The following is an 18934-nucleotide window of genomic DNA, read 5'->3' on the forward strand; positions in this document are numbered from 1 at the left end:
AGTAGGACAGCTGGGCCGCGATGGGGCTGTCGCTGTCGTCGAGTTCACCGAGTTGCGCGCGTTGCCAGAGCGTGTAGTCGACGTACTGCACCGGCAGGTCGGCCCAACCGGGCGCCCGCCCTGAGGCGCGGCTGGTGTACGCCACACTGAGATCCGTGGCCAACGGGGTGAGCGACAAGCCGTCCGCGGCGATGTGGTGCACCACGATGACCAGCAGGTGCTCCTGCTCGTCGAGGGTGAAAAGCTTGGCCCGCAGCGGGGTTTCGGCCGCCAGGTCGAATGTGTAGCGCGTCGCCGTTTCGATGGCCTCGTCCAGCTCACCGGCCGAGAAGCCGGTGGCGCCGACGATGTCCCAGCCGAAATCGACCTGCTCGGCGGGAACAACCAATTGCTGAGGCGTTCCCTCGCTGGCGGGGAACAGCGTGCGCAGGCTCTCGTGGCGGCGCACCACATCGGCCACCGCCGCACGCAGCGCGTCGGTGTCGAGTCGACCGCCCAGCCGCAACGCGGCGGCCATGTTGTAGATGGGCGACGGCCCCTGCAGCTGCTGGATGAACCACAACCGGCTCTGGGCGAAGGACAACGGGACCACCGCCGGGCGCTCGGCGGCTACCAGCGGCCGCAGGCGGCCCGCGCCCTCGTCGATGCGGGGCGCCAACTGCGCGACGGTCGGCGCCTCGAACACGACGCGCACCGGCAGATCGGTATCCAGCGAGGAGTTGATCGCCGAGATCAGGCGCATCGTGGACAGTGAATCGCCGCCGAGATCGAAGAACGAGTCGTCGACCCCGACGCGCTCTACGCCGAGCACATCGGCGTAGATGCCGGCCAGGATCTCTTCGACCGCGGTGGTGGGCGCGCGGTAGCTGTCGATGTCTCGGTAATCCGGTGCCGGCAGGGCGCGGGTGTCGAGCTTGCCGTTAACCGTCATGGGCAGCGCCGGCAGCGGGACGACCGCCGCCGGGACCATGTACGCGGGGAGTCGCTCGGCGAGCGCGGAACGGGCCTTGGCGACGTCCACCGTCCCGGTGACGTAACCCACCAGGCGTTTGTCGCCGGGGCGGTCCTCGCGGGCGACGACCACCGCCTGCTCCACGCCGCTCAAAGCGCTTAGCGCCGCTTGGATTTCGCCCAGCTCGATACGGTAGCCGCGGACCTTGACCTGCTCGTCGGCGCGGCCCAGGTAGCGCAGTTGCCCGTCGGGGCCCCAACACACCAGGTCGCCGGTGCGGTACATGCGGCTTCCAGGCGGGCCGAACGGGCAGGCCATGAAGCGCGCCGCGGTCAACGCGGACCGGCGCCAGTATCCGACGCCGACGCCGTCGCCGGCCAGATACAGTTCGCCGACCACGCCGGCCGGCACCGGCCGCAGCCACTCGTCCAGCACGAAGAAGGCGGCCCGCGTGACCGGGGAGCCGATCGGCGGGAAGCCCGATCCGGCTTGCAGCGGTGTGCTCTTGCACGCCCACATCGTGGTTTCGGTTGGGCCGTAGACGTTTACCATCACCCGCCCCGGCGCCCAGCGATCCACCAGTTCGGGCGGGCAGGGCTCGGCGCCGATCACGAGCGCGGTCGCATCCAGACCGTGGGTCGGAAGCATTCCGACCGCGGACGGGGTCTGGGTGAGCACGGTGACGCGCTCACCGACCAGTAGGGCGTGGAATTCTTCCGGTGAGCGCGCCACCGATTCGGGCACCACGACCAGCCGCCCGCCGTGCAGCAGCGCGCCCCAGATCTCCCAGACCGAGAAGTCGAAGGCGTACGAGTGGAACTGCGTCCACACTTGCTCCGGCGACAACTCGACGCCGATCTGCAGCGAGTCGAAGAGTTGGGCGACGTTGTTTTGCGTTACCGCAACGCCTTTGGGCACCCCGGTGGTGCCGGACGTGTAGATGATGTGGGCAAGGTCGTCGGGGGCGGGCGCCGGCGGGGCCGTGGTCGGTTGGTCGGCGACGGCGGGGTCCTGGACGTCGATGACCGCGAGGTCGAACCCGTCCAGCCGGTCGGCCAGCGCCGCGGTGGTGAGCGCGGCGATCGGCGCGGCGTCGGTGAGCATGAACTCCATCCGGGTCGCCGGCAGCGCCGGGTCGATCGGCAGATAGGCCGCCCCGGACTTGAGCGCGGCCAGTATCGCCACGATCGCCTCGGCCGAACGCGAAAACAGCAGCGCGACACGCTCACCCGGGCGGGCGCCGTTGCGCCTCAGTAGATGCGCCAACCGGTTGGCCGCCTGGTCCAGCTCCCGGTACGTCATGGACCGGCCCTCGCAGACCAGTGCCACCGCGCCGGGCGTGCGGGCCGCCTGCGCGGCGAACAACGCCGCGATCGACGCGGGCGTCACCGGCCGGGCCAGCACACCCGCATTGCCCCACTCCTGAAGCCGGGCATGCTCGCCCGCGTCGAGCAGGTCCACGGACGACAACCGGCGCTCGGGCTCGGCGGTGACCGCCGTCAACAGCCGCTGTAACCGCTCGATCAATCCCTCGACGGTCTTGCCTTCGAAGATGTCGGTGCGATACTCCACCGTCACCGCGATGCCGGCGCGCTGCCCGGACTCGGTCCAGCGTTCGGCCAGGGAGAAGGTCAGATCCATGCGAGCGGTGTTGGTGTGCACCGGCATTGGCGTGACCTGCAGATCCCCCAGGGCCAGACCGCCCGCGGGTGCGGTCACCTCCCCGGGGAAGTTCTCCCAACCCAGCAGCACCTGAATCAACGGGTGATGGGTCAGGCTCCTGGTGGGATTGAGCCGCTCCACCAGCAGTTCGAACGGCACGTCCTGGTGTTCGAAAGCGGCCAGGCTGCGCCGTCGCACCTGGGCCAGCAGCTCCGCGAACGTCGGGTTCCCGGCCACGTCGACCCGCAACACCAAGGTATTGACGAAGAACCCGATCAGCTCGTCGAGCGCGGGCTCGGATCGCCCGGCGATCGGGAAGCCCACTGCCACATCGTCGCCGGCGCCGAGCTTGGCGAGCAGCGCGGCGAACGCGGCCTGAATCACCATGAAGCTGGTCGCGTTGTGCTCGCGCGCTAGCCGGCGGATCTGGTGCTGCAGTTCCGCCGGCCAGTCCACCGCCAGGCGGGCGCCGCGGTGGTCGGCGACCTGGGGGTAGGGCCGATCGGTGGGCAGTTGCAGGCGTTCGGGCAGCCCGGCCAGGGCGTCCGCCCAGAAGTTCAGTTGGGCAGAGATGCGGCTGTCGCTATCGTCCACGTCGCCGAGATGCGCGCGCTGCCATAGCGTGTAGTCGACATACTGCACGGGCAGCGGCGTCCAGTCGGGGGCATGCCCCGCGCAACGGCTGGCGTATGCCACCCCGAGGTCACGCGCGAATGGAGTGATCGACCAGCCGTCGGCGGCGATGTGGTGTACCGCGACCACCAGCATGTGGGTGTCGTCGCTGACGGTGAAAAGCTCGGTGTGCAAGGGGCTTTCGTTCGCCAGGTCAAAGGTGTACCGCGCCGCCGCCGCCATACGCTCACGGAGCCGGTCTTCGGGCCACCCGCGGGCATCGACGACGTCGCAGGCAAAGCCGATCCGCTCGGCGGGAACCACGACCTGCTGCGGGACGCCGTCGGTTGCGGCAAACACCGTGCGCAGGCTTTCGTGGCGGCCCACGACGTCGGCCAGGGCGGCACCAAGCGCGTCGGCGTTCAGGTGACCGCGCAGCTTCAATGCGACAGTGACGTCGTAAATCGGTGAGGGGCCTTGGAACTGGTCGATGAACCACAGCCGGCTCTGGGCGAACGACAGCGGAATCACCGCGGGGCGCTCCCCCGCCACCAGCGGCTCCGGCCGGTTGGCTTCGTCACCGATGAGGAGCACCAGCTCGGCGACTGTGGGCGCGTCGAAGACGGCCCGCACCCCGAGGTCCGCGTTCAGGCTGGTGTTGACCGCCGCGATCAGGCGCATCGCCGACAGCGAATCCCCACCCAGGTCGAAGAACGAGTCGTCGACGCCGACTCGCTCCAGCCCGAGCACCTGGCCGTAGATGCCGACGAGGATCTCTTCGACGGCGGTCGCCGGCGCGCGGTAGCGGTCCACGTCCTGGTAATCCGGTGGGGGCAGGGCCTTTCGGTCGAGCTTGCCCGAGGCGGTCAGCGGGAACTCCTCGAGCGCCACGATGTGCGTCGGCACCATGTACTCGGGCAGCCACGCGCTCAACCGCTCGCGCACCTCGCCGATCTTGGTGTTGGTGCGGGGGTCATTGGCGTGGCTCGTGCGCTGGCGCGTCCCGGCCGGGAGCAGGTAGAGGTCGATCAGGGGCTCGGCGGGCTGGTCGGCGGCGTCGACGAAAACCGCGCTGAGCGTGCCCGGTTGGGTCCCCCAGGTGACCGCGACGCGATAACCGGTGGAATCACCGATGCGATGCAGTTCTTCGGCGACGGCGGCGCCGGGGCCGGCGTCGGAGCCCGCTTGGGTGAGCGCATCGGCCACGGGCAACCCCGCTGCGAGCGCGGTTTCGACGCGGACGTCGGCGATCACTCCGGCCTGGGGGATCTCAGTGATACGGACGACGGCGGGACGTAGCGCCGCCAGTTCGCCGCGCAGCCCGTCCGGGCCCCCGCACTCGGTCCACGACCAGGTGGGCGCGGCGGCCACCGAGCGCGCGCGTGCGGGCGCTTTGTGGATAGCGACGTCGTAGCGGTACCGGTTCAGTTCGTTGTCGGCGAATCCGCGTTTGACTTGGATGTCGAGCCCGTCCGCCGACGGGCTGTTGACCGCCCAGGTGGTGAAGAACTCCGGGGCCAAGAGCAATTCGGTCTCGCCGAGCATGGCATGGCGAACACGCTGCCGGATGTCGGACGCGTCGGTGGCGTCGGCGCCGCTGCGCGCCAGCGCGATTCCGGTTTGGAACGCGGGCTGTAGGGTGTGGTTACGCACGTCACCGATGAACATCGCCCCGCCGGGGGCCAGCAGCTCCATCGCGTTGTCGATGACCTCGGCCAGATATCCCGCGTTGGGGAAATACTGGACGACCGAGTTGAGAATGATGGTGTCGAAGTGCCCCCGTGGCAGTTGGTCTTTGACGTGGGCGGGCTGGGTCAGCAGCTCCACGCGATCGCGCCATCCGAACTGCAACTGCTCCAGCGAGCGGGCCAGCTTTTCGATCGCCACCGGCGAAAAGTCGGTGGCCACATACTGATCGCACTGCGGGGCGATCTGTGACAACAGCAATCCCGAGCCGACGCCGATCTCCAGCACGCGCCGCGGCCGCAACGCCATGATCCGATCCACCGTGGCGGCCCGCCACTCGATCATCTCCTCGAGCGGGATCGGGTCGCCGGTGTAGCTGCTGTTCCAACCGCGGAAGTCCATGCCGAACTCCGACCCGGCATCGGGGCTGTACAACTCGTCGTACAGGTGTTGCCACTCTTCGACGTTTTCCGCGTCGTGGTCGGCGCTGGTGTTGTGGTCGAGGGTGACGTAGGCGACCAGATGGGAACCGGTGCCGGTGTCGTGCACCGTGACAGCGGCCTGGGTCACGTGCGGGCAGGCCAGCAAGGTGTTTTCGATCTCGCCCAGTTCGATACGCTGGCCGCGCAACTTGATCTGGGCGTCGGCGCGACCGACAAAGTCCAGCACGCCGTCGCGGGTCCAGCGCACCAGGTCGCCGGTGCGATACATCCGCTCGCCGGCGCCGCCAAATGGGTTGGCCACGAATCGTTCCGCGGTCAGGTCGGCCCGACCCATGTAGCCGTGCGCCAGCGCCGGCCCGCTCACATACAGCTCGCCCACGACGCCGATCGGTGCCGGGTTCAGCCAGGCGTCGAGCACCACGGCGCACACGCCCGGCACGGGGGTGCCGATGCGGACCGGACCCTCGGCCGACAGCGGCGCAGTGGTGATCCAGATGGTGGTTTCGGTCGGGCCGTAAACGTTCAACATGCGCCGGCCCGGCGCCCAGGCGGCCGCCAGCTCTGCCGGGAACGCCTCGCCGCCGATCATCAGCTTGTCAAACTCGTTCAGCCGGGCGGGATCCAGCGACGAGAGCACCGTCGGGGTCAGGAACGCCGCGTTGACGTGCCGGCTCTGCAGCAGGGCGGTCAGTGGTTCCCCGGCGTACACCTGCGGCGGAGCCACCACCAGCGCCGCCCCGGACGCCGCCGCCAGCAGCATCTCGCCGACCGACGCGTCGAAGGTCGGCGAGGCCACCATCAGTACCCGCGTGTCCGCATCCAATCCGGACGAATCACGTTGCGCCGCAGCCCATCCCAGCAGTCCCGCGTGGCTCAACACCACCCCTTTGGGGACGCCGGTCGACCCGGACGTGAAAATCACGTACGCGGTGTCGTGCGCGGTCAGCGGCGCCAATCGATCGGCGTCGGTGATCGGCACGTCGGACTGCCCGGATAGGTCAAGGCCGTCGATCCGTAGCACCGGCCGCGTGCCGGCCCCGGGCACTTCGTCTGTGTCGCAGGTCAACACGCACATCGCGCCCGCGGCGTCCAGCACAGCGGCGATCCGCTCCACCGGATGGTCCAGGTCCACCGGTGCATGCACGCCGCCGGCCTTGACCGTCGCCCAAAAGGCAACCACCAAGTCGGCCCCGCGGTCCATCGCCACACCCACGGCGCGCTCCGGGCCCACACCCGCGCCGATCAGTTTGCGCGCCAAGCGGGTTGACCACTCGTCGAGTTCGCCGTACGACAAATGCCGGTCGCCGTCGACCACCGCCACCGCGCCCGGGTCGGCCGCCACCGCGGCCGCCAACAACTCCGGCGCCACCCCCACCGGCGCGGCGACACCCGCGCCGGAGAATTGCGACAGCACCAGTTCGCGCTCGCCGCGATCCAGCAGCTCCACGGACGACAGCCGGCGCGCGGGATCGGAAGTCATTGCCACCAACACGCGCCGGAACCGTTCGACCAGCGCCTCGACGCTTGCGGCGTCGAACACGTCGGCGTCGAACTCGACGTGCAGGCCGAGCTCGCGGCCCGGGAGGGCCTCCATCGTCAGCGGGTAGTGGTTGTACTCGCGATTGGTGAACCCGGCGATGGCCAGCCCGTCGGGGCCCAATTCCATGCCGTCGCCGATCGGGTAGTTCTCGTAGACGAACAGGGTGTCGAAGAGCTGCTCGTGGCCGGTGAGGCGATGAATGTCGCTGAGCGCCAGGTGTTGATGCTCAAGCGTGTCGTTGTTGGTGTCCTGCAACTGCCGCAGCAGGTCCGCGGTGGTGGTCGTCGCGGTGATGTCGGCGCGCACGGGCACGGTGTTGATCAGCAGCCCCACCATCGATTCGGCGCCGGCCACTTCGAGTTGGCCCACGCGCGACCGGGGGGTGCCGAAGACGACGTCCGGTTGGCCGGTCAGCGACGTCAGCAGCAACGCCCAGGCGCCCTGCAGGACGGTGCTGACGGTGGTCTGGCACGAGCGCGCGAGTTCGGTGAGGGCTCGGGTGGTTTCCTCGGCCACGCGGAACGATCCCGATCCGCGCCGCCCTCGTCCCAATCGGTCCTTCGGGCCGACCAGTGTGGGCGTTTCGAAGTCGGCGAGCACCCGGGCCCAGGCCGCGCGGGCGGCTTCGAGGTCCCGATCGGCCAGCCAGGTGACGAAGGTGCGGTAGCGCGCGGCCGCGGCGAGCGGCTCACCGTAGTAGCTCGTGAAGACTTCACGCAGCAGGATCGGCAGTGACCAGCCGTCGAGCACGATGTGGTGGTTGGTCAGCACCAGCCGGTGCCGGTCGATCCCGTTGCGCACCAACGCCACCCGGAAGGGCGGCTGGCCGGCCAGGTCGCAGACCGCGGCGCGTTCGTCGGCGCACAGCCGCTCGATCTGCTCCTCGGTATCGAGCTCGACGTAGCGCCAGGCCACCACCGGAGTGGCCGGAATGATCTGCACCGGCTCCTCGAAGCGCTCGTAGAACCGGGCCGCCAGGTGGGGATGCCGGTTGATCACCGTGCGCACCGCGTCGTGCAGGCGGTCGGGGTCGAGGGGGCCGGTGAGCGTGAAATCCAGCTGCACCGCGTACATGTCGTCGCTGCCTTGCGCGGTGCTGGAATGGAAGAGCAGACCCTGCTGCAGCGGGGTCAGCGGCAGGATGTCGGCGGGTTCGTACCGCCGATGCAGCTCGTCGATCTGCGGTTGGCTCAGCCGGGCGGGCGCGATGTCCGACGGCGTCAGCCCGCCGCCACCGGCTCGCACGTGCGCGCAGATGCCGGACAACGCGTCGAACCACAGTTGGCTCAGCCGGGAGATCTGCGCTTCGTCGAGGGCCGACGGCGCCCAGGTCCAGTTGGCGTGCAGCTGCGGGCCGGCGTCGGTGTCGACGGTGCCGGCGTTGAGTTCGACGGTGTGCGCCAACGACATCGGGATCGCCGCGGCGGCAGCGGTCACGGACAGGCTCTCCGGGTGCAGCCGCCACAACTCGTCGGACAGCTCGTGGCCGGCGATCAGGCGACCGAGATAGTTGAACCCGATCGTCGGGTCGCCGCCGTCCAGCTCCACGTCACCGTTCAGGTAGCGCAGCGCGCCGTACGTCAGCGGGTGCGGCACGGCGCGGAGCTGTTCCTTGGCCTCTTTGATCACCGCCCCCAGCGCCGGCTCGCCGGCCAGCACCTGCGCCCAGTCCAGCCCACCGGCCGTCAGTGACACCGGGTATTTGGTGGTGAACCAGCCGACCGTACGCGACAGGTCCACATCCGGCGCGAGTTCCTCGTGCCGGCCGTGACCTTCGACGTCGATGCCGATCGGCCCCGCGGCATCGCTGAAGAACTCCGCCCATGCCAACGCGAACGCGATCAACAGAATGTCTTGCACGCCAGCGTGAAACGCCGCTGGCGCCTCGCCGAGCAGTGTGCGGGTGGTCTCGACGTCCAGGGACGCCGACAGGTGCCCGGCGGTGGCGTAGGTGTCGGTGTCGGGCCGTATCGCCGGTAGCGAAGACGGGGTCGCCGCGATTCGCGTCCAGGCATCGGCCTGTTCGATAACCTCCGGGCGGTGCGCATGCTCGCCGAGCAGCGTGGCCCATCGGGCGAACGACGTGCCACCCGTCGGCAGCGCCGCCGGCTGACCGCCCCGGTGCTGCGCCCAGGCGATGTTCGAGTCCTCCAACAGGATTCGCCAGGAAACCCCGTCGATGGCCAGATGGTGGACGATCATCGCCAGCTGGCGGGTGGGACCGACCCAGAGCGCGCTCAGCATGGTCCCGGTGGCGGGGTTGAGCCGCGACCGCGCCTCCACCAGCGCCTCATCGGACAACGCGTCCACGGATCGCAGGCAGCCGGCCGCGTCCACCGAGCCGGGCTCGGGCACCCGCAACGATCGCTCGTCGCCCTCGACGCGCAGCCGCAGCATGGCGTGCCGATCCAGCAGGGCCTGCAACACGGACACCACGTCGGCCTCGGTCACTCCGGCGGGCGCCTGCAGCACCATCGTCTGGTTGAACTGATCGGTGGGGCCGCTAACGCCTTGCAGCCACCGCATGATCGGGGTGGCGACGACGGGGCCGAGGCCCTCGTCGATCACGCCGGCCTCGCCGTCGATCGCCCCGACCACGCGGGCCAGGCGGGCAACCGTCTGTTCGACGAAGACATCCCGGGGACGGCACGTCAAGCCGGCCGCCCGCGCTCGCGACACCACCTGCAGGGCCGAGATACTGTCGCCGCCGAGTTCGAAGAAGGAGTCGTCGATGCCGACGCGGTCGACACCGAGGACCTCGGCGTAGATGGCGGCCAGGATCTCTTCGGTGGGGCTATTCGGGGCGCGGTAAGCGCCGGCCTGGTATTCCGGCGCCGGTAGCGCGCGGGTGTCCAGCTTGCCGTTGGCGGTCAACGGCAACGCCGGAAGGACCACGATGGCCGCGGGCACCATGAACGCCGGCAACCGCTCCGAAAGCCGCGCCCGCAGCTGCGCCGCATCGGCGGTCCCGGTGACATAACCGACCAACCGCTTATCCCCGGGGCGATCCTCACGGGCGATCACCACCGCCTGCCCCACCCCATCCAAAGCACCCAGTGCGGCCTGGATTTCACCCAACTCGATGCGATAACCGCGGATCTTGACCTGCTCATCGGCCCGACCCAGATAGCGCAGCTGACCGTCAGCACCCCAGCACGCCAGGTCCCCGGTCCGATACATCCGCTGCCCGGGCCCGCCGAACGGACACGCCACAAACCGCGCCCCGGTCAGCCCGGCACGACCCAGATAGCCGACGCCCACCCCAGCCCCGGCCACATACAACTCCCCGACCACCCCGACCGGCGCCGGCCGCAACCATCCATCCAGCACAAACAACCCCGCCCCGGGCACCGGGGAGCCGATCGGGGGCACCCCCGACCCGGGCTGCAGTGGGGCGCTGATCGCCACACACATCGTGGTCTCGGTCGGCCCATAGGCGTTGACCATCACCCGCCCCGGCGCCCAGCGATGCACCACCTCGGGCGGGCAGGCCTCCCCGGCCATCACCAACGCCACCGAATCCAGGCCAGCGGGATCCAGCATCGCCACCGCCGACGGCGTCTGCGTCAAGACCGTCACACCCTCGGCGACCAACACCGCGTGCAAATCCTCCGGTGAACGCGCGGTGTCGTCGTCGACCACCACCACCCGTCCACCACGCAAAAGCGGCGCAAAAATCTCCCACACCGACACGTCGAACGCCAACGAATGCGCATGCGACCACACCCCCGGCGCCGGCAACCCGGCATCCAGCGAGCCGATCAACTGCGTCACGTTATGATGCGTCACCCCAACACCTTTGGGCACACCCGTAGTGCCCGAGGTGTAAATCACATACGCCAGCCCCTCGGCATCCGGCTCGGGCAAGGCGGTGTCGGGCAAGGTGTCAAGGAGCCGATCATTAACATCGATCACCGCCACCCCACGACCGGCCAACCGCCCGGCCAGCTCGGCGGTGGTGAGCACCGCCACCGGCGCGGCATCGGCCACCAGGAACCCGATCCGGCTATCCGGCGAAGAAGGATCGATCGGCAGGTAGGCCGCCCCGGTCTTGAGCACCGCCAGCATCGCCGCGACCGCCCCGGCCGACCGCGACAACAACAGCGCCACCGTGCACCCGGGCCCCACACCCTGGGCCACCAAAAAATTCGCCAACCGATTCGACGCCGCATCCAACTCCCGATACGACACCGACAATCCACCACACGACACCGCGACCGCCCCGGGCAGGCGTGCCGCCTGCCCGGCGAACAACGACGGCACGGAAACCGACCTTGGCGCCGGCCCAGTCAGAACCGCCCGATTGCTAAATCCGTCCAACCGGGCACACTCGTCGCTGTCGAGCACATCCACCGACGACAACGGCCGCGAGGGATCAGCCGCCATCGCCACCAGCAGCTCCTGCAGCCGCCCGGCCAAATCCGAGACGTCGAAGTTCGAGAAGGGTTGTCCGACCCCTACCGTGCTCAGGTATTGCTGGTCGCCGAACCCGAGGAAGAACAGCCCGAAGTGGCCGACCGGACCGAACGTGGTGTAAGTCGCGGTCGCCGGTACACCCGCAAGGCTGAGGGTCAATCTGGCCGGGACGAAGTTGACGACTACCCGGTTGGACGCCTGCGGAGCACCACGGAAGCCGCCGTCGCCGCCAAGCATGTGCACAGGGAACCGCTGATGCCGCAGCGCTTCTCGTGAGCGTGTATCGACCTGCTGAAGAAAGTCGGCGACCGTGGCCGTCGGCGGCGCATTCAGCACCAGCGGCACAACCCCGGCGAGCATTCCCGGATGCGTCTTCGACTCCGGATCCAGTCGGCGGCTGACCGGGAAATCGAGCACCACTTCGTCCGAATTGTCAGTGCGAAATCCGCGGACCAGGAGCGCGCAGGCGGCGGTGAGGATCGATGATCGGCGGACGCCCAACGCCTTGGCCAGCTGTTTGATCGAGCCGACCACCGACGAATCCAATTGGACCGGCGCAGAGGGCGCATACGGATCCCGCGCGCTGGCGGCTTGGGTCAACCGATATTCGGATTCGCTCGCCGCCGGGAGGTGCTCGGCCCAATAGGCCTGATCCGAGATGTAATCGGCGGATGCCGCGTACTCCGACTCGCTGGCGACCAGGTCGCGCAACGTGCCGAAGAAGGCGGGAGATATGGCCGCACCGGAGGCAAGCGCGGAATAGACGGCCGCGATTCGGCGGCCCAGCAGGGCTATGCCCAGCCCGTCGATGGCTATGTGGTGACAGCAGGTGAACCAGTAGTACTCATCGGGCGCCGTTTGGAACAAGTAGAAGTTGATCATCGGACCGGTGAGCGGCATCGGAGTCCGTTGAATCGCCGACGTCCTCTCCCGGACCTCGTGCTCGGGATCGGGCGAGTCGCTCAGGTCGTAGAAGGCCAGCTCGACATCGGGGTCGTCGATCGACTTCTGAAAAACCTGGCCGTCTACCTCGAAGAAGCCCGTCCGGATGCTTTCGGCCTCACCTACCACGTGACGCATGGCCTGCTCGAGCAGAGCGCGGTCGACGGGGCCCTCGATCCGCACGAGCACGCCGAGCTGCCACGCCACATCGAAGTGACCCGTTTGCTGTGCGAGCCAGATATCCAGCTGCGCCCGCGTCAGCGGTAGTGCACGGCCACCGAATTCCACTAAATCCCCCCGAAAGCCTTCCCGACTCCTTCATACCTAGACCGTCTAGACATCACAAACCAGCAGCGGAGAACCTGTCACGCATGCCCTTCGGACGAATGTCGGGCCAGTTCTGTTCGATGTAGTCGAGACAGGCCGCGCGGTCGGCCTCTCCGTACACCACTCGCCAGCCGGCCGGGACGTCGGAGAAGGTGGGCCAAAGGCTGTGTTGTTCCTCGTTATTAACTAGTACGAAAAATTTGCCACTGGCATCATCGAATGGATTGGGCTGCAACTGACGACCTCCTACAACAGAGATGAAATACGCAGAAGCGCTGCGCGCGCAGCACTAGAAGTGGTGCAGCGCTTCAGGATTGGCCGTTAGTTTCGACCAGCATGCCGACCTGCCCACCGGCACGATGCGAGCGCCGATGAGGTTCGCGGAGATCCCCGCCGTGACGTGACCGTCATGGCTGCGGTTCTGGCCCCAGTTGTGTCCCCGACCCGAATCGCAATACCGTCCGCAACGTCAACGGTAACCCTGGAACCGCATGCGCCGCTCCGCGGGGGCTTCCGTCGGCGCACCAACGAACCGCCAACAGGCGGGCACCACGACTTTGGATGTCGCACTCCACGGCTCCGCAAGTACCCGGCTGCAGGTGCGGTCAAACCTGTGAATTTCGTTCCTGCATAAGAGATTCGCAACCGCTACGTTCTCGTCACTGCGCAAACCGAACGTTTGTCCCGGCACCCGTTCGCCCGGAGGACAGGCGTCGCCACATCCGGCGCGTGACGATCGCAACGGTCACCATTTGCCGACGTCGGGGTACCGCATTGCTGGAGCAACAGCGTGCGCTTTGCGGCAAGCACCCGTTCGGCAGAATCCACGGACACTGGCGCTTGCTGTCGTTTGACCCGAACCGTGACCACCGCTGGGATCGAACGTTGCTGGCACAGGGAGGAAAATTCAAGCTCGAGACTGAGGCAGCGGTGCACGCGCGTGTCACACCGCATTGGCGGGGCGTTCATATCCGTGGGCGCGGACGGAGTTGTTCGAAGTTGTTGCAGGTAAAGACGATTCGTGGCTCAAGACGGACTCGCCGGTCTGCGGAAATGTGAATTGATGCACAGGCCACAATTCCCTAGTGCGGTTGTTTAGACTCCCTCTGCCGCGGGTAGAGCTGCGCCAATGTGGGGGTCAGTGCTGGGGCTGGGCATTCTGGCGGCACTCAATCCGGTGCGTCTGGGCCTCGCCCTCTTGATGATCTCCCGGCCGCGACCCGCGCCGAATCTGCTTGCCTACTGGGTCGGTGGCCTCACCATATGTGTGCCCGAGCTGCTTGCCCCGCTGATGCTGCTCAACTTCACATCCACGTTCGGCTCCTTCCGGCACGGTTCGGCCGCCCCGGCCGCGAACTCCGCCCTCCCGCACATCCAAATCGCGCTCGGTGTCCTCGCGTTGTCGATCGCCGCGGTGATGGCAGTGCGCTTCTCGACGCGGCAGCGGGCGGAGGGCCGCGTCTCGAGCAATGCGCCGGCCTCGGATACGCCGATCGCGCTCCCACGATTTCTGAGCCGCGCACGGGACGTTCCCGACGAAGAGCGCGCCGGAATGCGCCGCCTGCTCCACCGCGCCCACCAAGCCTGGGAGAAAGGATCGCTGTGGATCGCCTGGGTGGTCGGGCTGGCCTCGGTGCCGGTCGACGGCGTGCTCTTCATCCTTGCGATCATCGTGGCGTCGAGGGCGGCCGTTGCCACGCAGGTCGGCGCCTCGATCGCGTTCGTCGTCCTGATGTATTCCGTCGTCGAAATGATCTTGGTGGGTTATGTGGCCGCGCCGGCTCGAACCCAGGCCGTCCTGCGGCAGCTGCACGACTGGGTGCGCGCCTACCACCGGCAGATCCTCCTAACCGTGTTCACGGTGGTCGGGGTCACGCAGCTGGCCCAGGGCGTGCACCTCCTCTGAGCTATCGGATTACTGGCCTGGGTGAACGGGTAATGGTTGGACTGTGGAGAGCCAACACCGGTTCGAGGTGATAGCCCACGAGATGGACCGAAGCTCGTCGGGTGGCTCGTTCTTGCTCCTCGACCGCGACCTGCGAATTCGAGCGGCAAGCGTCGCATACGAGCAGGTCACCCTCCGGGAACATGGCGAGTTGCCCGGTCGGTACCTCTTCGACGCGTTTCCCGATAATCCCAACGATCCGCAAGCGAACGGGACGGCGAACCTCGCGGCGTCCCTGGAGGCGGTGATGCGGACCCGGCACGCCCACGACATGCGGGTCCAGCGCTACGACGTCCCCGACCCCGACGCACCCGACCATTTCGTGCCGAAGGTATGGAGTCCGACCAACGCTCCCCTGGTCGACCATGGCGAGTTGGTGGGCGTGGCGCACTGCGTCGAAGAGATCTCCGAAGCAAGGCAGCTGCTCGCTGAAATGGCTCGCACGGCCGATGAAGGCGGCTGCTGGACACCCGCCGAAGTGCTTCATACGCTCGAAGCGATCAACGCGGTGGAAAGCGCCCGCAGCGATGCACGCCTACAGGCTCTGGTCGCCGAGAACGAGCAACTGCGGCGCGCCATCGAAACGCGCGACACGATCGGCCAAGCCAAGGGCGTATTGATGGAGCGATTCGACGTCGACGCGACCGCCGCGTTCGGCCTGCTGGTCAAACTCTCCCAAGACACCAACGCCAGGGTCGAGCAGATCGCCCGCAGGCTGGTCGAGATAGACCATCCCCCCTCTTAGAGCTGAGCTCATACAGACAGCACCGGGACTTGATGGAGCCCGTCAGTATGCGCTGTCGCGCGAACGGTGGGCGGGGTGTGACGACAGCTCCGTGACGACGGAACGGCCTTGCCCGCGAGGAGATTCCCGCGCGGCCGCCACGAGGATGTCCACACCGTGCGCGATCCCGGTCGCGATGTCGTCGACCGCGGGCACATTGTCGGGGCACACACACACGCTCACATCCAATTCCTCGCCACGGGTGGTCAGCGCGATGTTCAACCCATTTTCCTCCGACAGCGGCGCCACGGTATGCACGCCAACGACCCTGGCCCCGGCACAGTACGCCGGCACCGGCTCGAAGGCGGTATAAGAGACGCTGCCGTGATAGATCGGTTTGAGCTGGTGCCGCAAGCCGGACCGCGTGTAGAGCTGCATACCCAGATTGGCCACAGCCGGCGGGATGAGCGACGCTATGGCGTCCACATCGTCTGCAGGAGGCCGCCTTTGGCGGCTATGACCCCGAAGGGCGTTCAGTCTTTCGGTGGCGGTATGGAGGTTGGCGAGGACCTGTACGGGGTCGTCGAGGTGCACTGGGATGCGAAACCGTCCGCTAGTCAGCGCCTTTCCCCTTTTGGGGGGATCGCTGGCCGGCAATTCGAAAGGCATCCGCATCAGCAGCGGATCCGTGGGCACCTTGTCGTGACTCTGCAGCCAGGCGCGCAATGACAGTGTGCAGGCCGCCAGAACGACGTTGGTGATGCTGCCCCCGAAGGCGCTATTGACCGTTTTCAGGTCTGCCAGCGGGATCGAGGCGAAGGCCACCGCGCGCCGCTTGGTCAGCGGCGCGTTGAGCAGCGTGTGCGGTACCGGACCGCTCATCGACGACCCGCCGTGGGCCATGGGATCCCGTCCACTCGTGCCGAACAACCGGCCACTCACCGCCCGCAGCGCATTGGACACGGCCTCGGCGATCAGCCACCCGCCGGTGACATGATTCTCGACCATCTCGGCCACCAAATCGACAACGAGCTCGCCGACCGAAGGCGCCGCGCCTAACGTCGACTCGGACGGCAGGCTTCGGTCAGGATGGGCGCGCGGTTTACGAGTCAGCAGCCGGGGCCACATCGACGCCGCCCCCGCGACCCCGTCATTGAGTGCGGCTGACATCTTTACCGCCAACGCCCAACGGCCGTCGAGCAGGCCGTCGACGCTCCACGCTTCCCACAGCCGGTGACGGCTATCCGGTCCCCGAGCGGTCAATTCCGCTACGAGCTCGGCAAGTTCGCGCCGCCCACCGGGAGGGCGAACCGTTGCGCAATGGATTTGTGGGAAAGGGTCATAGTCGTCGATCTCGGCCCACACTGGCTGCCCCATGCCCAACGGCTTGGCCACCAGGCGGCTGCGGAAGCGCGCCAATTGCGGCAGCGACGCGGCCACCAGCCGATGTAGCTTCTCGTGGCTGAGCACGGTGGACGGATCATCGACGATGACCAGCGTAAGCGTGTCCGCAGGTGCCTTCGAACTCTGTGTGTGCAGTGACAGCGCGTCGGTCCCCGCCAATCGCGTCACCATCGGTGCACCATTCCCTTCGCCACTATTCCTTTCGAGCAGTGCCCAATCACCTTGGACGACAGAGTGTTACGAGGCTCGCCAAGTTACTCTTTCAGTTCGCGGAGCTGGATCTCGAGTTCAACGGCGTGTACGACGACGCTGGAGGTTGGGGGTCCGCCCCGGCTTCAGTCAGTTCGGACCCGCACTGTGACTCCCAGCGCTCCCGCGCGGTGTCCCTCGTTATGCGGCTTTCCCGTTCCTTGCCGCTGACCATGAGCAGGGTGTCGACGTTTGACGAGTTGCCCGGCGCTGCGGCCGCCACCACAATTGCGTGCGCGCGGTCTGGTTGAGCACAGAACGGAACAACCAGCAATACAATCGTATTTCCTTGCACGCCAATGACTTCGACCGTGTTGTGTGGCTGACCGCGGTGCGCGTCAAGGTGGATCACGCGACCACCGCACCCGAGCTCGGCGCCCGCCACTCTCCAGTCATTCTGGTTGAACAGCACACAACTGACCGCGCCCAGGCGAATCGACAGAGCCGCGATCAGACCTGGCAACTCCTCCGTGAAGTCGTCGCTGTGCGGCCACCATGCACCATCCACATGCCCGCTGCCGTGTCCCGTGGTCTTCAACCGAAATCGCGGTGTGCGAATACCGCACGTGTCCCACGTCGGGCTGATGCGGGCGTCTCCTGGTGTCATCGGGACGCTCCCGTCTTGACCGCGAGACGGCCAATGATTCGAATCGACGCCCACCTGAACCAGAACGATCACAAACGGAAAACCGATGATTCGCTTCCAACCCTACTCCGAACTGCTCGACAACAACGAGAGCCAGCAACCAAGGCGCCGCCCGGCGCGGTCAGTCCACCACAAGGCCTGGCGACGCACAGCACGGGCCGGACCACGGGTCGAGCCACATCCCGGGAACGCTGAGTTTCCGCTGCCGGGGCGCCAAGACCGGTGGTAGCCGCTGAATACCGACAATTCGGAGAGTGGTGCTGCGTTTGTTCACACAGCGAAATTTCGACGGCGGCCGGCCTGGTGCTGACTGCTTAACACCACAGTTGCGCACCAACGGCCGTCTAGCAGCAAACCCAGAACGCAACCTGCCCGATTCGCCACTGACTTTCAGGGTATGCCATCTGCGGCAAAGACAGAAGACTTGGACCTCGGCCGCCGCGCCAGCACACGCGACCTCGCTGGCGAATCGGAAGATATTGGCGCATCATCGCGCCATGAGACGAGTGGTGAGCGCCGAGATGGACGTTGAAATCACCGCGTCCACGACACTCGAATTTCAGATTGCTGTCGCTCAGCATCCGCGCCTGGAGGTCTCCGAGTCGCTGAGTTTCGTCTTGAACGGACAGCCCATCCAGCCTCTGGAAGTCGGCGGAGTGCATGGCAACCGCATCCACAAGTTCGACGCACCGGTCGGCACCCTCAAAGTCGACTACTCCGCCACCGTCGTGGGTCGAACCGACCCGGCTCCGGTGACCGAATATGACCTGTCGATGTATCTGCGGCCCAGCCGCTACGCCGAGTCCGATAAATTCTATGGTTTCGCCGCAACGGAATTCGGTAACGACCGCGATTCGGCCACGCTGCTGGAGCACGTGAGCTCATGGGTCGGCACCAGACTGAATTATGTTCCCGGCTCCAGCGATCCGATCGACGGGGCGGTGGACACACTGCTCGCCGGTGAAGGTGTGTGCCGCGACTACGCGCATCTGGTGGTGGCACTGCTACGGGCGGTTTACGTACCGGCCCGCTTGGTGTCCGTCTATGCGCCGGGCGTGTACCCAATGGACTTTCATGCGGTGGCGGAGGCCTTCGTGGAGGGGCAGTGGCGGGTTGTCGACGCGACGCTGCTTGCGCCGCGGCAAACCCTGGTTCGCATCGCTACCGGTCGTGACGCCGCCGACACCGCGTTCCTCGACAATCACAAAGGCGCGATCACGCTCAACCAGATGCTGGTGACCGCGGTCGTCGATGGCGAGTTGCCCGTGGATTCCATCGACCAACTTGTTTCGATCCGCTGAGAACGGCCCCGAACGGCGGACCACACAACCGTCTTGGTGTGGCCCGTTGTCGACCGCCCGAGTAGGGTACGAATTGTCGGCGATA

General features: G+C 67.2%; 7 protein-coding genes (1 of these 7 only partly in view). 3 read left to right on the top strand and 4 right to left on the bottom strand.

Annotation, left to right across the window (positions count from 1 at the left end):
• Together A5773_RS22815 and A5773_RS25760 are read right to left on the bottom strand one after the other, a co-directional pair.
• Positions 1-12541 carry the 5' portion of a non-ribosomal peptide synthetase gene (locus A5773_RS22815; RefSeq protein WP_082948353.1) on the bottom strand. Its footprint begins 18593 nt before the window's first position, so 12541 of the gene's 31134 nt are visible here — the first part of the coding sequence; the start codon lies at positions 12539-12541; the stop codon falls past the left edge of the window.
• Positions 12542-12593: 52 nt separating this feature from the next.
• Positions 12594-12815: an MbtH family protein gene (locus A5773_RS25760; RefSeq protein ID WP_082948354.1), complete on the bottom strand. Its 222-nt coding sequence runs from the start codon at positions 12813-12815 to the stop codon at positions 12594-12596.
• A 906-nt stretch (positions 12816-13721) separates the two neighbouring features.
• On the opposite strand from A5773_RS25760, the gene A5773_RS22820 reads away from it, so the two are divergent.
• Complete coding sequence (locus A5773_RS22820) at positions 13722-14486, top strand: GAP family protein (RefSeq protein WP_231989250.1); 765 nt, start codon at positions 13722-13724, stop codon at positions 14484-14486.
• Between the two features lie 43 nt (positions 14487-14529).
• Positions 14530-15270 (top strand): ANTAR domain-containing protein, encoded by a 741-nt coding sequence (locus tag A5773_RS22825; protein ID WP_066946088.1) that lies wholly within the window; start codon positions 14530-14532, stop codon positions 15268-15270.
• Between the two features lie 42 nt (positions 15271-15312).
• Here A5773_RS22825 and A5773_RS22830 read toward each other — a convergent pair whose 3' ends face one another.
• Both A5773_RS22830 and A5773_RS25765 read right to left on the bottom strand, forming a co-directional pair.
• On the bottom strand, positions 15313-16824 hold the full coding sequence (locus A5773_RS22830; protein WP_066946091.1) for a wax ester/triacylglycerol synthase domain-containing protein: 1512 nt from the start codon (positions 16822-16824) through the stop codon (positions 15313-15315).
• 91 nt (positions 16825-16915) lie between these two features.
• A complete protein-coding gene (locus A5773_RS25765) occupies positions 16916-17509 on the bottom strand; it encodes a DUF5994 family protein (RefSeq protein ID WP_197507905.1) in 594 nt (197 codons plus the stop codon).
• Between the two features lie 536 nt (positions 17510-18045).
• Between A5773_RS25765 and A5773_RS22840 the strand changes: the two genes are divergently transcribed.
• Positions 18046-18849 carry a transglutaminase family protein gene (locus tag A5773_RS22840; RefSeq protein WP_066946097.1) on the top strand — a complete coding sequence of 268 codons (804 nt, stop codon included), beginning with the start codon at positions 18046-18048 and terminating at the stop codon, positions 18847-18849.
• Positions 18850-18934 lie beyond the last annotated feature (85 nt).

Origin of the sequence: Mycobacterium sp. 852014-52450_SCH5900713, from assembly GCF_001667075.1 — a bacterium.
Lineage (GTDB): Bacteria > Actinomycetota > Actinomycetes > Mycobacteriales > Mycobacteriaceae > Mycobacterium.

Coding starts and splice junctions, on each gene's coding strand:
- A5773_RS22840 (WP_066946097.1), top strand. CDS start 18,046: ATGAGACGAGTGGTGAGCGCCGAGATGGACGTTGAAATCACCGCGTCC.
- A5773_RS25765 (WP_197507905.1), bottom strand. CDS start 17,509: ATGACACCAGGAGACGCCCGCATCAGCCCGACGTGGGACACGTGCGGT.
- A5773_RS22830 (WP_066946091.1), bottom strand. CDS start 16,824: ATGGTGACGCGATTGGCGGGGACCGACGCGCTGTCACTGCACACACAG.